Below are 20,655 nucleotides of genomic sequence, written 5' to 3'. Positions count from 1 at the left end.
CCCGCAAATGAAACCGCCTTGCGTGAGGAAGAATGTAGCCACAGATGCCCTTCTCCCAGCTTGCGGGGAGAAGGTGGCGGCAGCCGGATGAGGGGCAATCTGCGTCGCCGTCAGCCGTCCAGCACGAGCTCTTCCGCCGGCAACCGGTACTTCGTCGTCACGAAAGGCGCCGGTCCGACGCGTAGCACATTGATCAGCCGATGCCCCGCCGGCACGGCAAAGCGCTGTCCCATCGCCTCGGCGGCGGCGGGTACGTCGGCCAGAACCGCCATCGGCCAGCCGGCAAGGCCAAAGCGGGTGAAATCCAGCCAGAACCGGTAGAAGGCCCGGCCCGTCGCGACCGGGCTTTCGCCTGCCGGACGGTGGAAGAGCAGGCAGGCCGCCGCCGTCATCGTCTTGGCGGTCTCGGAGACCAGCGACGCCGCAAGGCCGAGACGGTCGGCGAGGGAAAAGAGCGGAGAGGCGAGGATTTTTCCCGCCACGGCGCCCTCCAGCCGGCCCATGCGCAGCGCGTCGAGATTGAGGCCGTCGCTCCTATAGGCGGGGTGGTTCGGCGAAAGCCGCATCCAGGCGACGAGCTCGTCGCGGAAGGCACGTTCGCGCATGACGGCGAGGCTTGCCGCGTCGTTGCGTGCGGCGATGAAAGCGAGGGCATCCTTTCCGCCGGCGAAGGTGACGTCGTCTTTCCCCCGCACTGAGGCTTCGAGGGCCGCCAGCGTCTCCGGCGTTGCGGGTGAAAACAGGCCGCGCCATGTGAAGCGTTTTTCGGTGAAGGCGGCGAGATCAGGCGCGGTCGCCGCGCCCGACGGGGTGAGGCGGGCGGCGAGGCGATAACCGGGGCGCCACAGGATATCCGCAGGCCAAAGGTCCTCGACTTCGGCGCCGATGCCGCGGCCGGCAAGGGCCATGACGAGGCCTTCGAGCGCCGCGCCGCAGGAAAGGCCCATGTCGCGGTTCGTCGGGTCGCCGACCGCAAGGCGGCGGGAGAGATCGGCGACGACGAGGATGCGGCCGGCATCATCGAGCGCGAAGCGGGCGGGCTGGGTGTTGTGCGTGGAGGGGGCGCGGTTGGCCTCAGCGGCGAGCGTCCTGAGCGTGGCGATGTCGATCACAGCGTTTTTCCGAAGAGATGCAGCCGGTGCAGCGGACGGGCGCCGGCCTTTTCGGCCTGGCGCAGGCTTGCGGCGTTGGCGTCCGCGATCCAGGTGCCCCCGGCGGTCTCGTAGCCGGCCCGCTTCATCTCACCGAGGATGTGGGCGAGCATCAGCGGGTTGAGGCCGCGGCCCCAGAATTCCGGCTCGACGCCCTGGAAGATGACGACGGCGCGGCGGCGTCTCAGCCGATGTTTTATAAGGTGCCAGGGCGTGGAGAGGCCGAGGCGCGAGCCCATCGCCTTCAGCATCGGGTTGACGTCGGGAATGGCGATGACGGCGCCGGCGGGTTTGCCGTCCTTTTCCGCGACGGCCGAGATGCGCGGGTCCATGATCCACTTCATCTCCTTTGCCTGGAATTCGTATTCCGCGCGGCTGACGGGCACGAACATCGGGTTGTCGGCAAAACTCTCGTTGAGGATGAGCCGGGAATCCTCCAGCCGCCGGTCGAGCGTTTTCCGCTCGATCGGCGAGAAGGAAAAACCGTCGGCGCGCAGCGCCCGCATCTCCGCGCCGTCGAGGATGCCGCCGAGGGGTGCCGAGCGGATGTCGATCTCGAAGGTCGTCATGGGGAAGGACGGGGAATAGCCGCGGCTTTCCAGGAGGCGCGGCAGGTGCGGCGGTCCCCAGACCTGGTCGGTATAGGGCGCGTGTTCGAAGCCGCCGGTCATGATACCGGCCTGCTGCATGGCGGTGAGGTTGAAATTGCCGAGGATCTCCGAAAAGCCCTTTTGGCGCGCCCAGTCTTCTGCCCGTTCCAGCAGCGCGGCGGCGACGCGCTCGTCGTCGGCGCAGTCGAAATAGCCGAAATAACTGCGTTTCAGGCCGAAACGCGTGTTGGAGGCGCGGTGCACATGGGCGGTGATGCGGCCGCGCACCGCGCCGTTGTCATGGGCGGTGAAGATGGAAAAATCGTCAGGGGTTTCGAAGAGCGGGTTCGTCTTCGCCGAGAGGAAGCGCCTGAGGTCGCCTTTCATCGGCGAGACGTAGGGCGTGCCGGCATAGACGGCGAAGGGTGCGGCGAAGAAGGCGCCGATGTCGCCCTCACGGATCTCGATCATGCGTCCTCTCCGAAATCAGCAGCGCCATGCGCTGGACAACCTTCAGCTCCGTCTCGGCGCCCGGCGTGGCGGAGACGGAGGGCATGTTGAGCGCGATCAGCCGGAAGGGTTTTCGGGAAACCAGCATCAAGTGGGTCGCCTCGTATTTTTCGGTGAGCCAGGCGAGCTGTTCGGCGTCGGTTTCCGCAAGGTCCGCCGTTTCCGTGGCGCGCAGCAGCGGACGGGCGGAAAGCAGCGTCTTGAGGCCGGCAAGGTCGAGATCGGCAAGCGCCGCCTCCTCGAGCAGCAGCGCGCCCTCGACCAGCGGATGGTTCTGCAATTCCTTCAGGAAACCCAGCGTGTCGTCGATGCGGTCTTCGGCGAGGTGACGGATGAGGCTCTGGCGGCGATGTTCGGTTCTGAGGCTGATGCTGTCTTTCCAGAGGACGCCGAGCAGGGCCGCTGACGTCACCACGCTGGCGGTTCGCGTAAAGGCGGCGGCGTCAAAGCCGTTCTCGACGCTGATGGCGAGCGCGGCGGTGAAGGCAACGCCAGTGAGGATGATGAAGGCGGTGACGGTGTCGCGGTGGCTGGTGGCGCGCTGGCCGAGGCTGATCAGCAGCCAGCAGAGGAAGAGGATGGCGACGCCGCCGAGCCGGACGGGCAGGTCGATATAGGTCGAGCGGAAATCCGTGACGAGCAGTGGCAGGATGAGCAGCAGCGAAAGCGCGATGCGGTCCACCGCCTGGTTTTCCGCCCGGGAGAGGCTTTTGCGGTCGCGCGTCACGGCCATGTGGCCGGCCAGCGCGAAGGTGACGAGCTGGTAGAGGAAGAGGCCAAGGAACCGCCACGGATCGGCAAAGGAGGCGGGCAGGAAGGCGAGCACGGCGAAGCTTACCGCGCCGCCGGCGGCGATCCATTTGGTGAGGCGCGGCGCGTGGCGGCGCATCAGGCCCTCGGCGAGGATGACGGTGGCGAGCGGCACGAGGCCGGCGGCGATGATCGTCGCGGCCTCGAAGATGAAGAGGCCGGTCCACCAGGCAAGGACCCGGCTGATCATCAGCGCCGCCAGCACGCGCAGGCCGAAGAGGAAGCGGCGGGTCAGCGGGCTTTCCGCATCGAACGAACGGATGGCGCGGATCAGGACGATGAGCCCTGCGAAGGCGGCAAGCGAGATGAACGTGTCGGCGATGGTCGGCGGGATCATGGTTTTGCCGTCAGCCGCTGAATGAAGCGCCGCACCAGCGGGCGCAGCAGCGCCGCGAAAAGCGCATTGCGCGGGCGCTCGACGCGGCCGGCGTGCGGATTGAAGAACCAGCCGCGGCAATCGGCGCCGTGCGGCCGGCCGAGCACGGCGTTGATCGCCTCATAGGCCATCAGCATGCCGGTCGAGATAACCATGGGAGCGAAGGACATGCGGCTGCGCGTGCCGGCCACCACCTCGCCGGCGAGCGCAAGGTCGAATTGGTGGCGGGAGGAGGAATGCACCATCACATGCTCCGCCTCGCGCAGAAAACTTTCGGCGCGCTGGTCGGGGGTGAGGGCGTTCCAGGCGGTGCCGGATGTCGGGTAGCCGAGCCGTTCTTCCGGCATCGGGTCTTCCGCACGCGTCACATAGATGGAGGGGAGCGGCGCGGCATAGGCGTCGATGACGGTTTTGCCGTGGCGGCGCGCGGTGCGGTAGAGGAGGAGGCTCGCGCCGAGATCGTCGGTGCCGTTGATGACAACGTCGGCGTTTTCGACCAGCGTCTCCACCTGATCCGTCCAGTCCGGGCCGAAGACGGTGATGGCGAGATCCGGATTGATCTTCAGGCAGAGGTCGCGGGTCGCTTCGGCCTTCTGCCGGCCGATCGTATCGGCAAAGCAGAAGACCTGGCGGTTGAGGTTCGACATCTCAAAGCGGTCGATATCGGCGAGCACCAGCCGGCCGATGCCGGCGCGCGCCAGCGCCTGGATGGCGGCGCCGCCCATACCGCCGGTGCCGCAGACGAAGACGCCGGCCTCCTGCAGCCGGCGCTGCTCCGCCTCGCTGACGAAGCCGATATTGCGGGTGGTGAAGGTCTCGTAGGAAAAACTCATCGGGAAGGCCTCAATATGCCCCAGGGCCGGCGGCCGTCCGCCCAGTGCATGAGGGGCAGCACCAGCCGCTGCACGAGGATGACGAAGCTTGCCACCGCAAGGCGCCCGAGCGCGTTGCGCGGCACGCTTTCGAGGAGGTAGCGCTGGGCGGCGTTGAGATCGAGCTGGCCGATCTGCAACAGGTCGTCGCCGCGGGCATAGTCGAGTTCGGCGGCGCAAAAATCGTTGTATTCCGCCTTGCGGTGTTTTGGCGCGGCGTCGAAGGTCTTTTTCAGGTTGTCCGAGCCGCCGGTATAGGCATCGGTGATGACGAAGCGGTCGGCGTCGAAGCCCGCCTCCTTGCCGACGCCGAAGACATGGCGGTGCGCGGCCATGATCTCCGTCGCGATCATCTGCTGGCGCAGCGAGCGCCGCGCGCCACGGCTCGGCGAGGGAAAGACGTCGGAAAAGGTTTCCGCCACCATGCCGGCGACGGCGGGAACCTGCGTGACGTTGGAGATCCAGAGCGGCCGGAGCTGGTTGCGCAGGAAAAGCAGGAAACAGGTGAGGCCGTAGAGCACCCAGGAAAGACCCTGGCTGCGCACCGTCGGGTCGATCATCACCAGCCCGAGATGCAGCACCTCGACGGGCTTGCCCGACAGCGAGAGCGAGAGGACCGGCAACGCATTGAAGGCGACGGGCGTGCCGTCGGAAACGCGGTAGACCAGCGTGACGATGGTGCGCTGGAGCACGTCCTCGCGCGCCGAAAAGACGCCGTAGTCGAGATCGCCATGCGGCACCGCGCGGCCGGCGACCTTCAGGAGATCGGCCCTGAGCGCGCCGAGCTCGCGCTCGTTCATCCACAGGCCCGGAAACTCGACGATCCGGGCGCGAAAATCGGCCGAGGTCTTGAGATCGAGGTCGAGGCGCTTCTTCAGGACGACCGACAGGAGGTTGTACAAGGAACCGATCCGGAAACGAGGGGCGGGCTGGCCGCGCATAGTGGCGGTCGAGAGGTAAGATTTGGTTTAACGCGGAGGATAGGCGGTTTGTAAGGGGGTATCGTGCGCCACGCTCCTCCTCAGGCCGAACGCCCCGCCTCCCTTGACGCCCGCTCCAAACTCCGGCCGAGAACGCCAAGAAAAATGGCGAAGAACCGCCTGGGCCCGTCCTCGGCCACCGGCGTGAAGTCGCCGAAGTGCTCGGCCAGAGACCGGTAGCAGGCGAACCTGTCGGGGGCGATATAGGAAGGTGCGGCAGCCGGCGACTGGCGCAGGCAATACCAGTCGACGACGAGGTCGAGGAGAGGGATGGCCTCCAGCGGCGCGATGTCGAGACCGGCCGGCGACCTTCCCCCTGCCATCAGCCGGGAGAGACCGGCGAGCGTCATGCCGCGCGCCAGTTCCGCCATCTCTGCCGGCCATTCCCGCGGCAGGAAGCGCTGGACGACGAGGGCGCGCATGTGGCGGTGCAGGAAATCCCCATAGTTACGCGCGGCAAGCGCCGGGTCGGGGGCAAGGCCCGTGCGGGCCTGCTCAATCCGGTAGAGCGCGAGGAGATCGGCATCGAGCGGCGTCTCGGCAAGCGAGACGGTCTCGACCGACGGCGCCCCGTCTCCCGTCTCGACCACGACGAAGCCGGCGGGAAAGGCAACGAGCGAGGGTACGGCGATATTGACGAGGCTGCGGCCATCGGCCGAATGGCGCGTGCGGGCCTCGACATGCAGGTGGCCGCTGAAATGCAGCGACAGGCCGCCGGCGGCGAGCGTCTCGGCAACGATCAGGCACGGCGTGCGCTTCGCCACGATCGTTTCGCCGAAGAGGGCGCGCTCGCTGTCCGTCCCGTCCTCGAACGGGTCGAGAACGGGGTAGTGCGAGAAGGCGAGGAGCGTCTTGCCATCGCGTTCCGCCCGCGCCGCGACGTCGGCGATCCAGGCAAGGAGATAGGGTTTCACGCGCAGGAGCGCGTTCCAGCCGGCATCGGAACTGCCGAAAAAGGCCTTCTTGCGAGCGATGTCGCCCCGGCCGTTGCGCGGCTCGAAGACATTGGCGTCGATCATCAGGAGCCACAGGCCGTCTTCCGGCTCGACCAGGTAGGAGGCGTCCATCAGCCGCCGCACGGTGCCGCCATCGGCGGAATGGAGGTCATGCTCGCGCTCGGGCGGCGCATCGCTGGTGCCGAAGGGCGTTTCGAAATGAAGATCGTCGGGACGGCGGAAATAGCCGAAATCGCCGAGCGCGCGAATGCCCGCCAGCACGCCGTCGCAATACATCTTCTCCGTCACGACCGGGCGGCCCGGATCCTCCGCCGCCTTTTCCGCATCGCTCGTCACCAGCGTCGTGCCGCCCTCGGCATTCACGTAGCGGGTGTCATGATGCTTGCCGAGCGGGCCGAAGACGTCGTGGTTGCCGGGCGTGGCATGGAAGCGGAGGCCATGACGATCACGATAGGCCGCGAGCAGCCGTACGAGGCTCGCCACCGTGCCGCGCTGGCCGTCATCCGTATAGTCGCCGAGCAGCACGACATGGCGGATGCCCATGGCGACGATCCGGTCGAGCGCCGCGGGCAGGGCGGCGAAACTCTCGTTGTAGACACGGGTGGAGCGGGCGGTATCGGCGAAGGTGCGCACCGTCAGCCTTCGTCCGTTCACGACGATGCCGGGAAAATCATAGTCGCCTTCGATATCGTGGAAATGGGCGTCCGCGATGACGGCGACGCGGGCCATGGGGCTCAGGCCCGCCTGCGGTAGAGGAAGTAGCGCTTGCTGTCGACGGAGGCGGGCAGCGCCAGAGGCTCCAGTACGGCATGGTCGAGCGGCAGGCCGCTGATGGCAACGCCGCCGATGCCGAGCGCGCGGGCGACGACATCCGGCAGCCAGATCAGCGTGACCGCGTCCTTGTCGTCATAACCGGTGCCGATATCGGCATGGACGAGCGCGGCATTCGTGCCGGCAAAAGCCCTTGCCGTCTCGACGATCTCCCCGAGCACCAGGTCGCCCGGCGGCGGTGTGGAGGAGGAATGCGCGCCGAGCGCCCGGTCGAAGGCGACGATGCGCCGCCCGGGGAATTTTTCGCGCAGGTGATCGAAGGTGCGGCCGTTGCCAAGGCCGATTTCGAGGATCGCGCCGTCGTCCGGCAGCGGCAGGTTCTGCGCGACATGATCGATGACGTCGCGCTGGGCGGACATGCGGCGGATGAAGCTTTCGAGACGGCTCATGCAGGAAAATCTCAGGCCTTGAGGATCGTATCGGCGGCGATGCCGCGCCGGGCGAAGACGTTGCGCGTGTCGACGATCAGCGCGCCCCATTCGGCGAGCGCCGCATAGTCGACATCGTCATGGTCGGTGGCGATGAGGATCGCGTCGAAGGCACGGATATCCGCCTCGTTCCAGGAAGCCGACGGGCGGCCGCGGAACGCGCCGTATTCGCGGGTCGGCGGTATCTCCGGCACATGCGGGTCATAGTAGCTTGCCGAACCGCCGCGCTCCTCGATCAGCTCGATCAGCTTCAGCGAGGGGCTTTCGCGGATGTCGGGCACGTTCTTCTTGTAGGCAAGGCCGATCACCAGCACCTTCGAGCGGCTCAGCGCCTTGCCGGCGCGCCGGTCGAGCGCTTCGGCCAGCCTTGCCACCACGTGACGGGGCATGGCCGAATTGATCTCGCCGGCCAACTCGATGAAGCGGGTCGGCAGCTCGTGGGCGCGCGAGGCCCAGGTGAGGTAGAAGGGATCGATCGGGATACAATGGCCGCCGAGGCCCGGGCCGGGATAGAAGGGCATGTAACCGAAGGGTTTCGAACTGGCGGCGTCGATCACCTCCCAGATGTCGATGCCCATGGCCTCGTAGACGACCTTCAGCTCGTTCACCAAGGCGATATTCACGGCGCGAAAGATGTTCTCCGTCAGCTTCACCGCTTCCGCCGTGGCGGTGGAGGAGACGGGCACGACCGTCTTGACCACCGCGCCGTAGAAGGCGGCGACGAGCGCCTGCGCCGTATCGCCGTCGCCGGCGACGATCTTCGGGATGGTCGAGGTCTGGAATTCGCGGTTGCCGGGGTCCTCCCGCTCCGGCGAGAAGCCGAGGAAGAAATCCGTGCCGGATTTCAGGCCACCGGCCTCCAGCGTGCGACGCACCAGGCCGTCGGTCGTGCCGGGATAGGTGGTCGATTCCAGAACGACGAGCTGGCCGGGGCGAAGCGTCGCGGCGATGTCGCGGCAGGTCTGCTCGACATAGCGCATGTCGGGATCGCGGTGACGCGTCAGCGGCGTCGGCACGCAGATGGCGATGATGTCGCATTCACCGAGCCGGGAGAAATCGCTCGTCGCGGCAAAGCGGCCGGCGCGATGCTCCGCGTCGAGAATGTCACTCGGCACCGCCTCGATATAGCTGCGCCCGGCCTCGATCGCGGTGATCTTACCCGGGTCGATATCGAAACCCGTCACGGTAAAGCCGGCACGGGCAGCGGTGATGGCGAGCGGCAGGCCGACATAGCCGAGGCCGACAATGCCGACGCGGGCCCCGCGAGACGTTATTCGGGCCAGCAGCGTCTCGTGGGAAAGCAAGGCAGTTGGCATCGGCACTCCGCGCACATATACAGGACCGCGCGTTGAGATGGGAGAGTTTGGCCAGCCTGTCAACCCTAGCCCGAACGGGGCGGGGGATGGATGCGAGGTCCGTGGGCCGGTTTCCGACCCGCCCGCAATGCTGCGGCAACACGGTGCGCAGCGAGCTGTTCCGCAACGCGCGCCGTGCTTGCGGCACCCGGACGACAAGCAGAAAGGGCCCGCGGGCGAGCATGAAGATCGCATTCTACGCCCCGCTGAAATCGCCCCACCACCCCGTGCCCTCGGGCGACCGGTTGATGGCCCGCCAGCTTCTCGCGTGCCTCGGCCACGCCGGCCATGCAGTCGCACTCGCCTCGGAGCTGCGCGCCTTTTGCGGCGACAGCGATGACGCAGCGGCCTATGCGGCGCTCACGGCGCAGGCTGCGGCCGAGGTCGAGCGGCTTTCGACGCTCTGGCGGGCGGAAGGGGCGCCGGACCTCTGGTTCTGCTACCACCCCTACTACAAGGCGCCGGACCTGATCGGCCCCGCGCTCTGCGAACGTTTCGGCATCGCCTATGCCACGGCCGAAGCCTCCTATTCCCGGCGCCGCAATGTCGGCATCTGGGCCGACATGCAGGCACGCGTGCTGGACGCCGTCCGCGGCGCCACAGTCAATATCGGGCTCACCGCCCGCGACCGGGCGGGCCTTGCCGCCGCCACGCCGGAGGCGATCATTGCGCCGCTGAAACCCTTCATCGGCGCCGCACCGTTCACAGGTCAGACCCCGCGGCCACAGCCGGGCCATCTCGTCACCGTGGCCATGATGCGGGCCGGCGACAAGCTGGAGAGCTTTCGCGCGCTTGCTGCGGCGCTGCGGCTGGTCGAGGACAGGCCCTGGCGCCTTTCGGTGGTGGGCGACGGGCCGCTGCGGGGCGAGGTGGAAGCACTGTTTTCCGGCATCGGCGACGGGCGCATCGCCTGGCTGGGGCAGAAGCCGCAGGCCGCTGTGGCAGAGATCCTGGCCGAAGGCGCGCTCTATGTCTGGCCGGGCTGCGGCGAAGCCTATGGGCTCGCCTATCTGGAGGCGCAGGCCGCCGGCCTTCCCGTCGTCGCCCTGCGGACGGCGGGCGTTCCGGAGGTGGTCGAGGACGGCAAGACGGGGCGCCTCACCGCGCCGGGCGATCATGCTGCCTATGCGGCGGCCATCGCGGCCCTCATGGACGACGCAGCGGAACGCCGGCGTCTTGCCCACAACGCCCGCGCCCGCGTGCTGGCCGAGCATTCGCTGCCGGCCGCCGCCGCGGCGCTCGACGCCATCGTGCGGAAAGCTGTAGGAGAGACAGGATGACGCCGCCAGCCAGCGCAAAACCCCTCGTGGAAGAAATCGCCCGCCGGGCCGCGGCGGGAAAGCCGCTGAGGCTGTGGCTGCGCGACGACGACGCCGTGGAGCCCACAGCAGCGCTCGACACGTTGCTGGCGCTGACGGAGCGCCACGCGGTGCCCGTGCTCATCGCGGTCATCCCGGCCTTCACAGGTGCGGCACTCGCGGCGCGGCTGGCCGAAGCCCCGCAGGCGCACGTGGCGGTGCATGGCTGGGCGCATGCAAACCATGCGGGGCCAGGGGAGAAGAACCAGGAGCTCGGCGCCCATCGCCCGGCGGAAACGGTCCTTGCCGAGCTTGAGCAGGGCTTCAAACACCTTTCCACGCTCCATGCCGGCCGCTTCGTGCCCATGCTGGTGCCGCCGTGGAACCGCATCGCACCTGCCGTTGTCGGCGGCCTGCCGTCCCTTGGTTTCAAGGCGCTCTCCGTCTTCGGTCCGGAAAAGCCGGCACCGCTCGTTGTGCTCAACACGCATGTGGACATCATCGACTGGCGCGGCACGCGGGGTGCCCGGCCGGCCGAGGCGGTGATTGCCGATCTCGTGCGCCTGTCGCAGGCCCACGACGGCCCGATCGGCCTCCTGACCCACCACCTCGTGCACGACGCAGCCGCGTGGGCGCTGATGGCGCTGATTTTCGAGGCGACCGCCGGGACGGCGGGCTGCGTCTGGGCCCGCGCGGGAGACCTCGTCGGGTAGGGTAGTATCCTCTTCCAGTGCCGCCGCTTCATTTTTTGCTGCCGTCCGGCTCGCCAGGAAAGGAAGAGACGTCTTGTTCCGTGACCACCCGCCTCCCGGCAGGGCGGAGCGCTTCACCGTCGGACAGCCCAGGGTTTCCAGCGGGAAATGCCCGTCGCAAGTCGCCCGCCGCCGCCGCGCCGGGCGACTTGCGCAAACCACGGCCTTGCAGGCGGTGAACGGATGATCACAGAAATATGAAAGACGCGAGAGCGGGGTGAGGGGACTAGTCCCTTGTTTCTGCCGCAATTCCTTGGCAAATCCAGCCCGCGCCGCAAGGTGCTTCGCTGCTTCGCGGAACGGGTTTTCCCTCCACGGCGGAGAAAAGTCCGGTAACGGAATGCCTTCGCGAAAGGCTTTCGGAAAAGGATGAGAACGCCTGTTGCGTGGACGCACGCAACAGAAATCTGGCCGACCCGAAGGGGACGTTCAGGACATGCCGGCAGGCAAGGCCGACGGAGAGGTCCTCAGTGCGCGGTTGCGAGCCGCTCGCCCATCACGCGCATGGTTTCGGCCATGCTGCGGGGGCAGGACGAGAGAACCTTGAGGAAGCAATCCTTGCGAATGCGCAACGCTTCCACGACCGTGGAGGCCTTGACGGTGGCATTGCGGGTCGTGCCGCAGAGGATGGCGATTTCGCCGACGACCGAGCAACTGCCGGTCGATGCGATCTTCTCGTCTCCTGAGGGGCCTTCCTTGTAGACATCGACGACGCCCGACAGAACGACATAGGCGGCATCGCCTTCATCGCCCTGATGGAAGAGCTCCTGGCCCTCACGGTAGCTGACGCGGTCCGAAGCGAAGGCGAGCAGTTTCAGCTTGCCTGCGTCGATGCCCGAGAACAGCGGCACCCGTCGTAACATCTGCACTTCGTCGTTCAAGATCATAACAGTCAACCGCCTCGAATTCCGGTTATCTGATCACTTCATACCAGTCATGCTATCAGTTGCTTGTATACCGTACCACTTTCGACGATCGTTTCGTAGGTTCCGTCTTCCACCAAACTTCCGCCATCAAAAGCAAGCACTCTTTTAAAGTGTTTTGCAAGCGGGGTATTTGACAAAACCCAGACAACGGCTGGATTATCACCGCTCTTGGCCAGGAACGCAAGGGCCGCCTCCACGATGTGCTCCTGGAGGTGGTGGTCGACGCCCGAGAACGCCCGGTTGAAGATGTAGTAGTCAGAGCGGCGGATGAGGGCGCGGGCAAGGCCCAGCTTCAGGCGCTGCAGGCTGTTCAGTCGCCGGCCACCGGTCCCGATATTCGATTCCAGCCCCAACGCCATCAACGCGCGGTAGAGTTCCGGCCGCTTGGCCAAAAGCTCCCCACCGATCTCCCTGAGCTTGGAAATCGCGTCGCTGAAGCGATGGTTGAGCTTGCCGAACACGATATTGTCGACCAGCGTTCCCGATGTCAGATAGGCATTCGGATTGTAACGTTCAATATGGGTCTGCAGTTCCACCGGCAGGTTCGCGTGGAACTGGTGGCGCACCTCGACGATCTTGCGCATCAGCGTCTCGTCGAGCACGCCGAAGCGGTGCCGCGGCTCGACATAGAAGAAGCTGAGCCTGATCAGCGCAATCCTGTCTTCCTCGCTGGGTGCGGCATTGTGCCGCAGCTTCTGGAGGAGGTGCTGATAGGTCGGAATCTCGTCCGCCCGCATGAAGGTCAGCTGTTCGAAGAACGGGTGGTCGGGCGGCAGGTCCTTGAAGAGCTCCACCGTGCTCTCCGCAATGCCCTTGCCCATCTCGAACAGCGCCTCGCCAAGGCCGCTCTCGCGCATGATGTTGCGGAAATAGGGCGTTTTGACGATGGCCCTGGTGGAGGCCTTCGGATCCGGCATCATGCCGAAGAACAGGTTCTCGGCGACCGGCGCCTCGGTGTTGTACTCGTTGTCGCGGAACGGCACGATGAGGCTGTTGAGGTCGCGGCGGTTCAGCTCCTCGCGAAGGTCATGGCGCATCTCGACGATCTGGGCGGCGAAATCGGGATTGTTGTTGACCGCGATCGAGGAATGCAGCGCCAGCTGCAGCACGTCGTCGGACAGCTCCACCACGTCCATCACCGCCATCATCGCGCCGAACAGCCCGTCCGTACCGTTGGCATTGAGCGTGGCGAGGTCGATCCAGTTGCCGTTGAGGTCGAAATCCGGATTGCCGGAGCGGCGCGCCTCCAGCACGTCCCACTTGCGCTGGTCGGCCTCCTGCCCCTTGTAGACGGCCGGCTCGATCGGTGCGTGCTTGAGGCCGTAGAGCAGGTTGTCCTGCAGGCTGCCATGGAAGAAATAGGCATCGGGCGAGACATAGGAGATGCGCCTGCCGGTCACGGCCTCAGGCAAGCTGAAGAGGTCGTCGTCGCCCGCCGTCACCTTGCCGCCGGCCGGCCAGACGACGCGCGCCAGCACCTCGGCGAGACGATCGCCGCCGCTCGCCGCCGTGCCGATGATGGCGACGGTCTCGCCGGGCGCGATCTTGACCGTGACATGCTCCAGGGCCCGCCCGCCGATATCGTCGTCGATCAGGAGGTTCGTGGTGCTGAGCGGATGGTTCAGCGCCGGCTGGCTCTCCGCGTCGATCGCCTGGATTTCCGGAGCGATCATTTCATCGGCTTCGAACTGCTCGACGACCTGCTCGTACTTCACCTGAACGTCCTGGCGCACCAGCTCCCAGTCGATCAGCTCCTTCAGCGGCCCCGGAAGCTCCTTGTAGGCGTTGATGACGGCGACGAGCTGGCCGACGTCGAGCCTGCCGACGATCGTGAGGTAGCCGCCGATGCAGTAGAACAGGAAGGGTGTCAGCTGGGCGAGGAAGTTGTTGAGGAATTTGACCAGGAACTTCCACTGGTAGATGTCGTAACGGATCTTGAAGATGCGGCCGAGCCGGGCGGCGATGTCGGCGCGCTCGTAGTTCGAGGTGTCGTAGGCGTGGATCGTGTCGATGCCGTCGACGATTTCCGCCACGCGCCCAGCGAGCTGGCGGGCGGTGAGCTGGCGCTCGCGGCCGAGCTCGATGAGCCGGCGGCGCATGCGCGGGATGATGCCGACCTGGATCATCGCCATCGCGAAGGCGATGAAGCCGAGCCAGAAATGCTGGATGAAGATGAAGATCAGCGCCGTCAGCGCCTGGCCGCCGAGCAGCGCCGGCTGCACGAAGGCATCCGCGGTGAAGCCGCCGAGCGGTTCCACCTCGTCCTTGACCATGGAGGAAACTTCGCCGGCCTTGATGTGCTTGAAATAGCGCGGCGGGAAACGCAGGATGCGATCGACGAGTTCGTAGCGGATGCGCCGCAGCAGCCGCTCGCCAAGGCGGCCCTTGTAGGTGTTGATGAAATACTTGAACAGGCCGTTGATGATGACGAGCACGAGGAACGTCAGGCTGAGGGCGAGCAGCGAGGGCATGCGCTCCAGCGGCAGGCCGGCGAAAAGCTCGACATGGCCGAAGAACGGCAGGTCGAAGGCGATCGGCATGAAGAGCTGGGTGTTGCCGGGCTGCTCGAATCCCGTCCCCTGGATCGGGCCGTTGACGATCTGCTTGGGCAGGTCGAAGGCCAGATAGTAGGGAATCATGGACAGGGCGACGATCAGCAGGATCGCGAGCTGCTGCGGCCGGGTGTGGACCCAAATGTACCGGGCGAGGCTTTTTTCCATGAAGAGCTTCTGTGCGTGAAAGGCCGCTGTCTCGTGTGAAGATTATAAGACAGCCGCAATACCGCAAGAGCTAGGTAGTCGCTCGCTGTTTTAGTAGGTCCCTCAGGATTTTTGCGGTGCGATTGGCGCCATCCAGTTGCAAAACAGGCACATTTTTCTCCGTTTCCGCGGAAAGCGCACGAGAAATTGCGTCTGCCATCGTCTCCCTGGAAAGCGTATCCTCGCGCAGCACGACAGCCCGGCCGAGCCGTTCCAGCCGTTCGGCACGCGCCGTCTGCTCGCTCTCGCCGCCCGACGCGAAGGGCACCAGCACGGCGCCGCAGCCGGCCTGCAGCACGTCGCAGACAGTGTTGTAACCGGCCTGTGAGACCGAGAGCCGCGCTGCCGCGAGGAGATTGCGGAAATCGGTGCGGAAGCGCACGAGATCGACATTGGCCGGGCATGCGCCGGAAAGGCGCGAAAAATCGGCCTGCGGCATGTTGGGGCCGGTGATCACCAGCCAGCGGCAGGCGCTATCGAGCCCCTGCGCCGCCTGGAGTGCGGCCTCCACCAGGCCGGCGCCGACAGCCCCGCCGCCAGCCGAGACGACGACGTCGTAGCGTTCGGCGGCAGGCTGTGCCGCCGGACCGCCGACGAGGCCGGTATAGACCACCCGCTCGGCAATGGCCTCCGCCAGCGGGAACGTATCCTCCAGACGCACGAAGGCGGGATCGCCGTGCACGAGCACCCGGTCGAAATGACGACGCACGAGGTCGATCGTCTCCTCGTCGCGGCCCGGCTTGGCGCGCTCCTGCAGGATGTCGCGCAGCGAGGTCAGGAGGAGGGGACGCGGCGTGCTCGCCTCGATCGCCTCGATCAGCGGCAGCAGCTCGAAGCGCACCTGGCGGCGGCCGAAGGGGAAGGCCTCGACAATGACGATATCGGGCCGCACGGCATGATAGGCGGCGAGCAGTTCGTCGCGCCGCGCGGCCTTGAAGGCCTCGTCGATGACCCCGCCGTTCTCGTCGACGAGCGCGGAAAAGCCGCCGTCACCGACCGCGATGGCCGGGAGGGCTATATGGTCGATGCCGGGACCGGGAAAGCCGTCGACCGGCATGCCGCCGGTGACGAGCGTGACCTCAAAGCCGTCATCGACGAGCGCGCGCACGATGCGGCTGGCGCGGGCGAGATGGCCGATGCCGAGCAGGTGCTGGACATAGAAGAGGACGCGCGGGACGCTCATCGGCGGGCTCCCGCCTCGAACAGCGCCTTCAGCTGCGCAATGCTGGTATGGTGGTCGAAGCTCCGGCGCACCTTCGCCTCGGCGGCCGCACCGAGGCGGTGGCGAAGGGCGGGATCGCGGATCGCGCGTTCAAGCGCTCGGGAAAACGCATCCACGTCCTCGGAGGGGACGAGCAGGCCGTTCTCCTCGTTCTCGAAAAGCTCGGGGATGCCGGAAATGTCGGTCGCCACGCAGGCGAGCTGCTGGCTTGCCGCCTCCACCAGCACGTTCGGCAGACCGTCGCGGTCGCCGTCCGGCGTGATGCGGCAGGCGAGCGCGAAAATGTCGGAGCGGCGATAGGCGGCAAGCACATCCTTCTGGTCGACCGCGCCGAGCCAGGTGATCCTTTGCGCGATGCCAAGCTCGTCGGCGAGCTTTTGCAGCTTCGCCCGCTCGCCGCCGTCGCCGGCATGAACGAAACGCCAGTGAAGATCGGCCGGAAGCCGCGCAAGGGCCTTCAACAGGACATCGTAGCCCTTCTTCGGCACCGCACGCCCGACGCTGATGATGGTGACGGGATCCTGCGGGTCAGCTCCGTCACGCAGTGGGCGGGCATTGCCGCTCGCGGCGGCCTCTGCCGGATGGGCGCAGTCGCATCCGGCCAGGGGGGCGTGCTCCCCGGTCTCAAGCGGCGGAAACCGGTCGAGATCGAGGCCGTGGTAGCTGAGGTGCACCCGGTCACGGTGCGGGCCGGCAAGGGTCTGCAGGTGGGCGTGGCCGGATTTGGTGCAGGTCACCGCCCAGTCGGCGATCGTCAGCTTGTCGGCGAGTTCCCAGTCCTTCGATGTCCAGATGTCCTTGGCATGGGCCGAGACCGAGAAGGGCAGGGCAAGCATGCGGGCCGCATAATTGGCGACGGAGGCGGGGGTGTGGATGAAATGGGCGTGCAGCCAGCCGCCGGCCTCGGGAAATTCCCCCACGAGCACCGCCGCCTGGCCGAAGCGGCGGAACCGGTTGCGGCTGAAATCGCGCGGCAGATCCTTCAGGAACTGGCGGAAAGCGGCCCCGAAGCCGGGGGCGCGAAGGCTTTTGAACAGGCCGTGCAGCACGCGCAGCGGCTCCTCGTGCAGGTATTCCGGCAGGTAGAACACCGGGGCCTTGATCTCGTCGTGCACGGGATGGCGTTTCTTGTCCGTCGGGCGGCGGAGCGAGACGAGCACAAGCTCAAGCCCAGCGCGCTCCAGCCCGCGCAGCTCCTGAGCGATGAAGGTTTCCGAAAGGCGCGGATAGCCCTTCAGCAGCACGACGATCTTATGCGGCAGCGACACGGCGGGCGTGGCCTCTTTCAAGCGACGGACGGCGGGGTGAGTTCCCGCGCGGAAAGCTCCTCGCCGACGATGCGGGCGATGTTGCGCAGGCCTTCGAGCCGGAGTTCGGGATTGCCGCTCGAGGGCGGGCGGCATTCCGGAAGGGTCTTCAGCACGGCGGCAAGGCGCGCGGGATCGGCCGATTCCTCCGGCAGCAGCATGTTGATGAGGCCGAGTTCGGCAGCGCGGGTGGCACGGATGAGCTGCTCCTCGCGCGGCTGCACGCGCGGCACGATGAGCGCCGGCTTGTCGAAGGAGAGAATCTCGCAATAGGTGTTGTAGCCGCCCATCGCCACCACGGCCTTCGCGCCGGCCACCAGGTCCTCCATGCGCGAATCGAACTCGATCACCTCGACATAGGGGATTTTCGCAGCTTCCTGCGTCAGCTTGGTGCGCTCGCCCTGCGGCATGTAGGGGCCGAGCACGATGAGGGCGCGATGGGTGAGACCGGCATCGTGCCGGTAGGCGCGAAGCACATCCTCCACCAGTTCAGCCCCGTCGCCGCCGCCGCCGGTCGTCACCAGGATGTAGTCGCCCGAGGGCTGGTACTGGGCGCGGTCCATCTGCAGCGCGTTGCGCTGCAGGAAGCCGACGAAGTTCAGCTTGTCGCGCACGCCCTGCGGCACGTCGAGGCCGACGAGCGGATCATAGAAATCCGGCGGGCCGTAGACCCAGATGTCGTCGTAGAACCGCGCGATCTTGTGCATGACGTCCTTGCGCTTCCACTCGGCATCGAGCAGGTGCGGAGAATCCATGACTTCACGCAGGCCGAGGATCAGCCGCGTGCCGCGGCCCTTCAGGTAGGCCAGCGTTTCCTCCACCTCGCCGGAAAGGCCCATCGGCTCCTTGTCGATGATGAAGATGTCCGGATTGAACGTCTCGGCCGTGTGGCGGATGATCGACCGGCGCATGGTCAGCGTGTCTTCCAGGTCGATATGGCGCTCCAGCGAGGTGTATTCGCCGTTGCGCAGCTTGATGACGCTGGGGATCTTCACGAAGTCGACACGGGCGCGATAATCGAAGGCGCCGGCGATCGTCGCGCCCGAGATGATCAGGACGTTGAGGCCGCGATATTCCTCCACCAGCGCATGGGCGATCGTACGGCAGCGGCGCAGGTGCCCGAGGCCGAACGTGTCGTGGCTGTACATGAGGATGCGGGCGTGCTCGAAACTGCGGCTCAAGGGCAAAGTCTCCCGAAATCCGCCGGGCTCGCCATCGTGGAGGGGCGATTCTTCTGCATTCGTAATCCCGATTTCACTTATAGGGGTCAGCCGCATCACGCAGTCCATCGCCAAGGAAGTTGAAAGCCAGAATGACCAAAACGACGGGTACCACCGGAAAGAGCAGCCACGGATAGAGGGCGATAATGTTGATGCTGCGGGCTTCCGTCAGAAGGATGCCCCAACTGGTGATGGGTGGCCGGAGGCCGAGCCCGAGGAAACTCAGTGCCGTCTCCCCGAGGATCATGCCCGGAATGGTCAGCGTTGCGCTGGCGATCAGGTGGGACATGAAGCCGGGTATGAGATGGCGGCGAATGATGCGGGCGCTGCCCGCGCCCATGACCTGGGCCGCCAATACATAATCTTCCTCCCGCAAGGCAAGAAGTTTCGAGCGCACGGCGCGTGCAAGTCCGGTCCAGTCGAGCATGCCGAGGATGATCGTAATGCCGATATAGACGAGAATGGGGCTCCAGGTGACCGGGATGATCGCGGCGAGCGCCATCCACAGGGGAATGCTTGGAATCGACTGAAGGACCTCGATGACGCGCTGCACGATGAGATCGAAGACGCCGCCGTGATAGCCGGCAAGGCCACCGATGACGATGCCGAGCACGAAGCTCATGGCAACGCCTAGCGCACCGATGGTGAGCGAGATGCGCGCGCCATAGAGGATGCGCGAGAGCATGTCGCGCCCCAGCCGGTCGGTGCCGAGGAAGAAGAACTGGCCGTCCTTGGCCGGGCAGACAAGATGGACGTCCGAGGTGAACAGGCCCCAGAACTTGTATTTGTCGCCACTGCAGAAGAAGCGCAGCTTCTGCACGTCCGTCTTGTCGTCCGTGTAGACGCGCCGCAGATTGTCCATGTCGAGCGTCATCTTCTGGCCATAGACGAAAGGACCGACGAACTGGCCCTCATGCATGAAACGCAGGGTCTGCGGCGGGGAGTAGATGAAGTCGATGTTGCGGGTGTGCAGGTTGTAGGGCGACAGGAACTCGCTGACCGCGATCATCAGGTAGATGACGAGGAGGAAGATGCCGGAGACGAGCGCCATGCGGTGGCGGCGGAACTGCCACCACATCAACTGGAACTGCGAGGCCTGCGCGACCTTCTTCAGCTCCTCCGTCTTGTGTTCGGCGGCATAGGGGTCGAACGGCTTGTCCGAGACGAAATGGCCGAGCGGGGCGCCGGGTTCGGGAAGAGGCGTCTTCACTTGCGGCTTCCTCCGCCGAGCCGGATGCGCGGATCCAGAATGGCGAGCGCGATATCCGAGATCAGCACGCCGATGACCGTCAGGAAGGCCAGGAACATCAGGAAGGAACCGGCGAGATACATGTCCTGTGTCTGCAAGGCCTTGATCAGCATGGGGCCGGTCGTTTCGAGCGACAGCACGATGGCGGTCACCTCCGCGCCCGAGATGATCGAGGGCAGGATGGAACCGATATCGGAGATGAAGAAGTTGAGAGACATGCGCAGCGGATATTTGGTGAGGACACGCATCGGATGCAGGCCCTTGGAGCGTGCGGTCACGACATATTGCTTGTTGAGCTCGTCGAGCAGGTTGGCGCGCAGGCGGCGCACCATCGCGGCCGTGCCCGCCGTGCCGATGATGATCACGGGTATCCAGATATGCGAGAGGATGGAGCGGAATTTCTCCCAACTCATCGGCGCACCGAGGAACTGGCGGTCCATCAGCCCGCCGATCGAGACGCCGAACCAGATATTGGCGAAATACATGACGACCAGCGCCAGCATGAAGTTCGGCACGGCAATGCCGATGAGGCCGGCGAGCGTCAGGCCGTAGTCGCCCCAGCTATACTGGTGGGTGGCCGAGTAGATGCCGATCGGGAAGGCGATGAGCCAGGTGAAGATGATGGTCACGAAGGAGACCAGCACCGTCAGCCAGAGCCGGTCGCCCACCACCTCCGAAACGGGAAGGCGATATTCGAAAGAGTAGCCGAAATCGCCGATGAGCATGCCGCCGACCCAGTGCAGGTAGCGCAACGGCGCAGGCTTGTCGAAGCCGTAGCGCTCGCGCAGCTCCTCGATCTCGGCCATGTCGGTCGCCTCGCCCATGGCGCGCAGCTCCGAGATGTAGCTCTCGAAATAGTCGCCTGGCGGCAGCTCGATGATGGTGAAAACCAGCACCGAGATGAGCGCGAGCGTCGGAACCATGACGGCGATGCGCCAGAGGATGTAGCGGATCATCGGGCTGGCTCCTGGGGCCGGGGCAGGGCGAAGCGACAAGGTTTCGTCCGTGGCCGCCCCTCATCCGCCTGCCAGCTGGCTGACGACCACGCATGGAAGATCGCCTG

17 protein-coding genes are annotated in these 20,655 nt (G+C 65.9%); 2 read left to right on the top strand and 15 right to left on the bottom strand.

Annotated features, from left to right (window positions below; all coding sequences use genetic code 11):
* Window positions 1-110: 110 nt before the first annotated feature.
* The 8 genes from K0P03_RS29635 to K0P03_RS29600 form a co-directional block, all read right to left on the bottom strand.
* Window positions 111-1,112, bottom strand: a complete 1,002-nt coding sequence (locus K0P03_RS29635) for a hypothetical protein (RefSeq protein ID WP_272791465.1) — start codon at window positions 1,110-1,112, stop codon at window positions 111-113.
* Complete coding sequence (locus tag K0P03_RS29630; RefSeq protein ID WP_272791464.1) at window positions 1,109-2,212, bottom strand: GNAT family N-acetyltransferase; 1,104 nt, start codon at window positions 2,210-2,212, stop codon at window positions 1,109-1,111. Before K0P03_RS29630 ends, K0P03_RS29635 begins: the two co-directional genes overlap by 4 nt.
* Window positions 2,196-3,398, bottom strand: coding sequence for a hypothetical protein (locus K0P03_RS29625; RefSeq protein WP_272791463.1), 1,203 nt, complete (start codon window positions 3,396-3,398; stop codon window positions 2,196-2,198). The genes K0P03_RS29630 and K0P03_RS29625 overlap by 17 nt, the downstream gene beginning before the upstream one ends.
* Window positions 3,395-4,270: a HesA/MoeB/ThiF family protein gene (locus K0P03_RS29620; RefSeq protein ID WP_272791462.1), complete on the bottom strand. Its 876-nt coding sequence runs from the start codon at window positions 4,268-4,270 to the stop codon at window positions 3,395-3,397. The genes K0P03_RS29625 and K0P03_RS29620 overlap by 4 nt, the downstream gene beginning before the upstream one ends.
* Window positions 4,267-5,211: a hypothetical protein gene (locus tag K0P03_RS29615; RefSeq protein ID WP_245290157.1), complete on the bottom strand. Its 945-nt coding sequence runs from the start codon at window positions 5,209-5,211 to the stop codon at window positions 4,267-4,269. The genes K0P03_RS29620 and K0P03_RS29615 overlap by 4 nt, the downstream gene beginning before the upstream one ends.
* Window positions 5,212-5,330: 119 nt before the next feature.
* Complete coding sequence (locus tag K0P03_RS29610; RefSeq protein ID WP_272791461.1) at window positions 5,331-6,974, bottom strand: metallophosphoesterase family protein; 1,644 nt, start codon at window positions 6,972-6,974, stop codon at window positions 5,331-5,333.
* A 5-nt stretch (window positions 6,975-6,979) separates the two neighbouring features.
* The gene (locus K0P03_RS29605) at window positions 6,980-7,465 is read right to left on the bottom strand and encodes a class I SAM-dependent methyltransferase (RefSeq protein ID WP_272791460.1); all 486 of its coding nucleotides are present in this window, start codon (window positions 7,463-7,465) and stop codon (window positions 6,980-6,982) included.
* 11 nt (window positions 7,466-7,476) lie between these two features.
* Window positions 7,477-8,820: a nucleotide sugar dehydrogenase gene (locus K0P03_RS29600; protein WP_272791459.1), complete on the bottom strand. Its 1,344-nt coding sequence runs from the start codon at window positions 8,818-8,820 to the stop codon at window positions 7,477-7,479.
* A gap of 221 nt (window positions 8,821-9,041) precedes the next feature.
* Between K0P03_RS29600 and K0P03_RS29595 the strand changes: the two genes are divergently transcribed.
* A complete protein-coding gene (locus tag K0P03_RS29595; protein WP_272791458.1) occupies window positions 9,042-10,139 on the top strand; it encodes a glycosyltransferase family 4 protein in 1,098 nt (365 codons plus the stop codon).
* Window positions 10,136-10,870 (top strand): polysaccharide deacetylase family protein, encoded by a 735-nt coding sequence (locus K0P03_RS29590; protein WP_272816004.1) that lies wholly within the window; start codon window positions 10,136-10,138, stop codon window positions 10,868-10,870. Before K0P03_RS29595 ends, K0P03_RS29590 begins: the two co-directional genes overlap by 4 nt.
* Window positions 10,871-11,376: 506 nt before the next feature.
* On the opposite strand, the gene K0P03_RS29585 is transcribed toward K0P03_RS29590, so the two are convergent.
* From K0P03_RS29585 to K0P03_RS29555, 7 genes are all read right to left on the bottom strand, one after another.
* Window positions 11,377-11,796, bottom strand: a complete 420-nt coding sequence (locus tag K0P03_RS29585; RefSeq protein WP_023512973.1) for a cyclic nucleotide-binding domain-containing protein — start codon at window positions 11,794-11,796, stop codon at window positions 11,377-11,379.
* Window positions 11,797-11,843: 47 nt separating this feature from the next.
* Complete coding sequence (locus tag K0P03_RS29580) at window positions 11,844-14,555, bottom strand: ABC transporter transmembrane domain-containing protein (RefSeq protein ID WP_024270293.1); 2,712 nt, start codon at window positions 14,553-14,555, stop codon at window positions 11,844-11,846.
* A 70-nt stretch (window positions 14,556-14,625) separates the two neighbouring features.
* Window positions 14,626-15,777: a glycosyltransferase family protein gene (locus tag K0P03_RS29575; protein WP_272791456.1), complete on the bottom strand. Its 1,152-nt coding sequence runs from the start codon at window positions 15,775-15,777 to the stop codon at window positions 14,626-14,628.
* Window positions 15,774-17,084 carry a glycosyltransferase family 4 protein gene (locus K0P03_RS29570; protein WP_272791455.1) on the bottom strand — a complete coding sequence of 437 codons (1,311 nt, stop codon included), beginning with the start codon at window positions 17,082-17,084 and terminating at the stop codon, window positions 15,774-15,776. The genes K0P03_RS29575 and K0P03_RS29570 overlap by 4 nt, the downstream gene beginning before the upstream one ends.
* A gap of 17 nt (window positions 17,085-17,101) precedes the next feature.
* Window positions 17,102-18,304, bottom strand: coding sequence for a glycosyltransferase family protein (locus K0P03_RS29565; protein WP_023515395.1), 1,203 nt, complete (start codon window positions 18,302-18,304; stop codon window positions 17,102-17,104).
* A gap of 73 nt (window positions 18,305-18,377) precedes the next feature.
* Window positions 18,378-19,553 carry an ABC transporter permease gene (locus tag K0P03_RS29560; RefSeq protein WP_023515394.1) on the bottom strand — a complete coding sequence of 392 codons (1,176 nt, stop codon included), beginning with the start codon at window positions 19,551-19,553 and terminating at the stop codon, window positions 18,378-18,380.
* Window positions 19,550-20,548, bottom strand: coding sequence for an ABC transporter permease (locus K0P03_RS29555; protein ID WP_023515393.1), 999 nt, complete (start codon window positions 20,546-20,548; stop codon window positions 19,550-19,552). Before K0P03_RS29555 ends, K0P03_RS29560 begins: the two co-directional genes overlap by 4 nt.
* Window positions 20,549-20,655: the final 107 nt, after the last annotated feature.

The sequence above is a fragment of the Shinella sp. HY16 genome (assembly GCF_028534175.1).
In the GTDB taxonomy this organism is placed as follows: Bacteria; Pseudomonadota; Alphaproteobacteria; order Rhizobiales; family Rhizobiaceae; genus Shinella.
This window is presented reverse-complemented; position numbering and strand designations above follow the sequence as displayed.

Coding starts and splice junctions, on each gene's coding strand:
- K0P03_RS29590 (WP_272816004.1), top strand. CDS start 10,136: ATGACGCCGCCAGCCAGCGCAAAACCCCTCGTGGAAGAAATCGCCCGC.
- K0P03_RS29630 (WP_272791464.1), bottom strand. CDS start 2,212: ATGATCGAGATCCGTGAGGGCGACATCGGCGCCTTCTTCGCCGCACCC.
- K0P03_RS29585 (WP_023512973.1), bottom strand. CDS start 11,796: ATGATCTTGAACGACGAAGTGCAGATGTTACGACGGGTGCCGCTGTTC.
- K0P03_RS29595 (WP_272791458.1), top strand. CDS start 9,042: ATGAAGATCGCATTCTACGCCCCGCTGAAATCGCCCCACCACCCCGTG.
- K0P03_RS29555 (WP_023515393.1), bottom strand. CDS start 20,548: ATGATCCGCTACATCCTCTGGCGCATCGCCGTCATGGTTCCGACGCTC.
- K0P03_RS29605 (WP_272791460.1), bottom strand. CDS start 7,465: ATGAGCCGTCTCGAAAGCTTCATCCGCCGCATGTCCGCCCAGCGCGAC.
- K0P03_RS29580 (WP_024270293.1), bottom strand. CDS start 14,555: ATGGAAAAAAGCCTCGCCCGGTACATTTGGGTCCACACCCGGCCGCAG.
- K0P03_RS29600 (WP_272791459.1), bottom strand. CDS start 8,820: ATGCCAACTGCCTTGCTTTCCCACGAGACGCTGCTGGCCCGAATAACG.
- K0P03_RS29575 (WP_272791456.1), bottom strand. CDS start 15,777: ATGAGCGTCCCGCGCGTCCTCTTCTATGTCCAGCACCTGCTCGGCATC.
- K0P03_RS29625 (WP_272791463.1), bottom strand. CDS start 3,398: ATGATCCCGCCGACCATCGCCGACACGTTCATCTCGCTTGCCGCCTTC.
- K0P03_RS29610 (WP_272791461.1), bottom strand. CDS start 6,974: ATGGCCCGCGTCGCCGTCATCGCGGACGCCCATTTCCACGATATCGAA.
- K0P03_RS29620 (WP_272791462.1), bottom strand. CDS start 4,270: ATGAGTTTTTCCTACGAGACCTTCACCACCCGCAATATCGGCTTCGTC.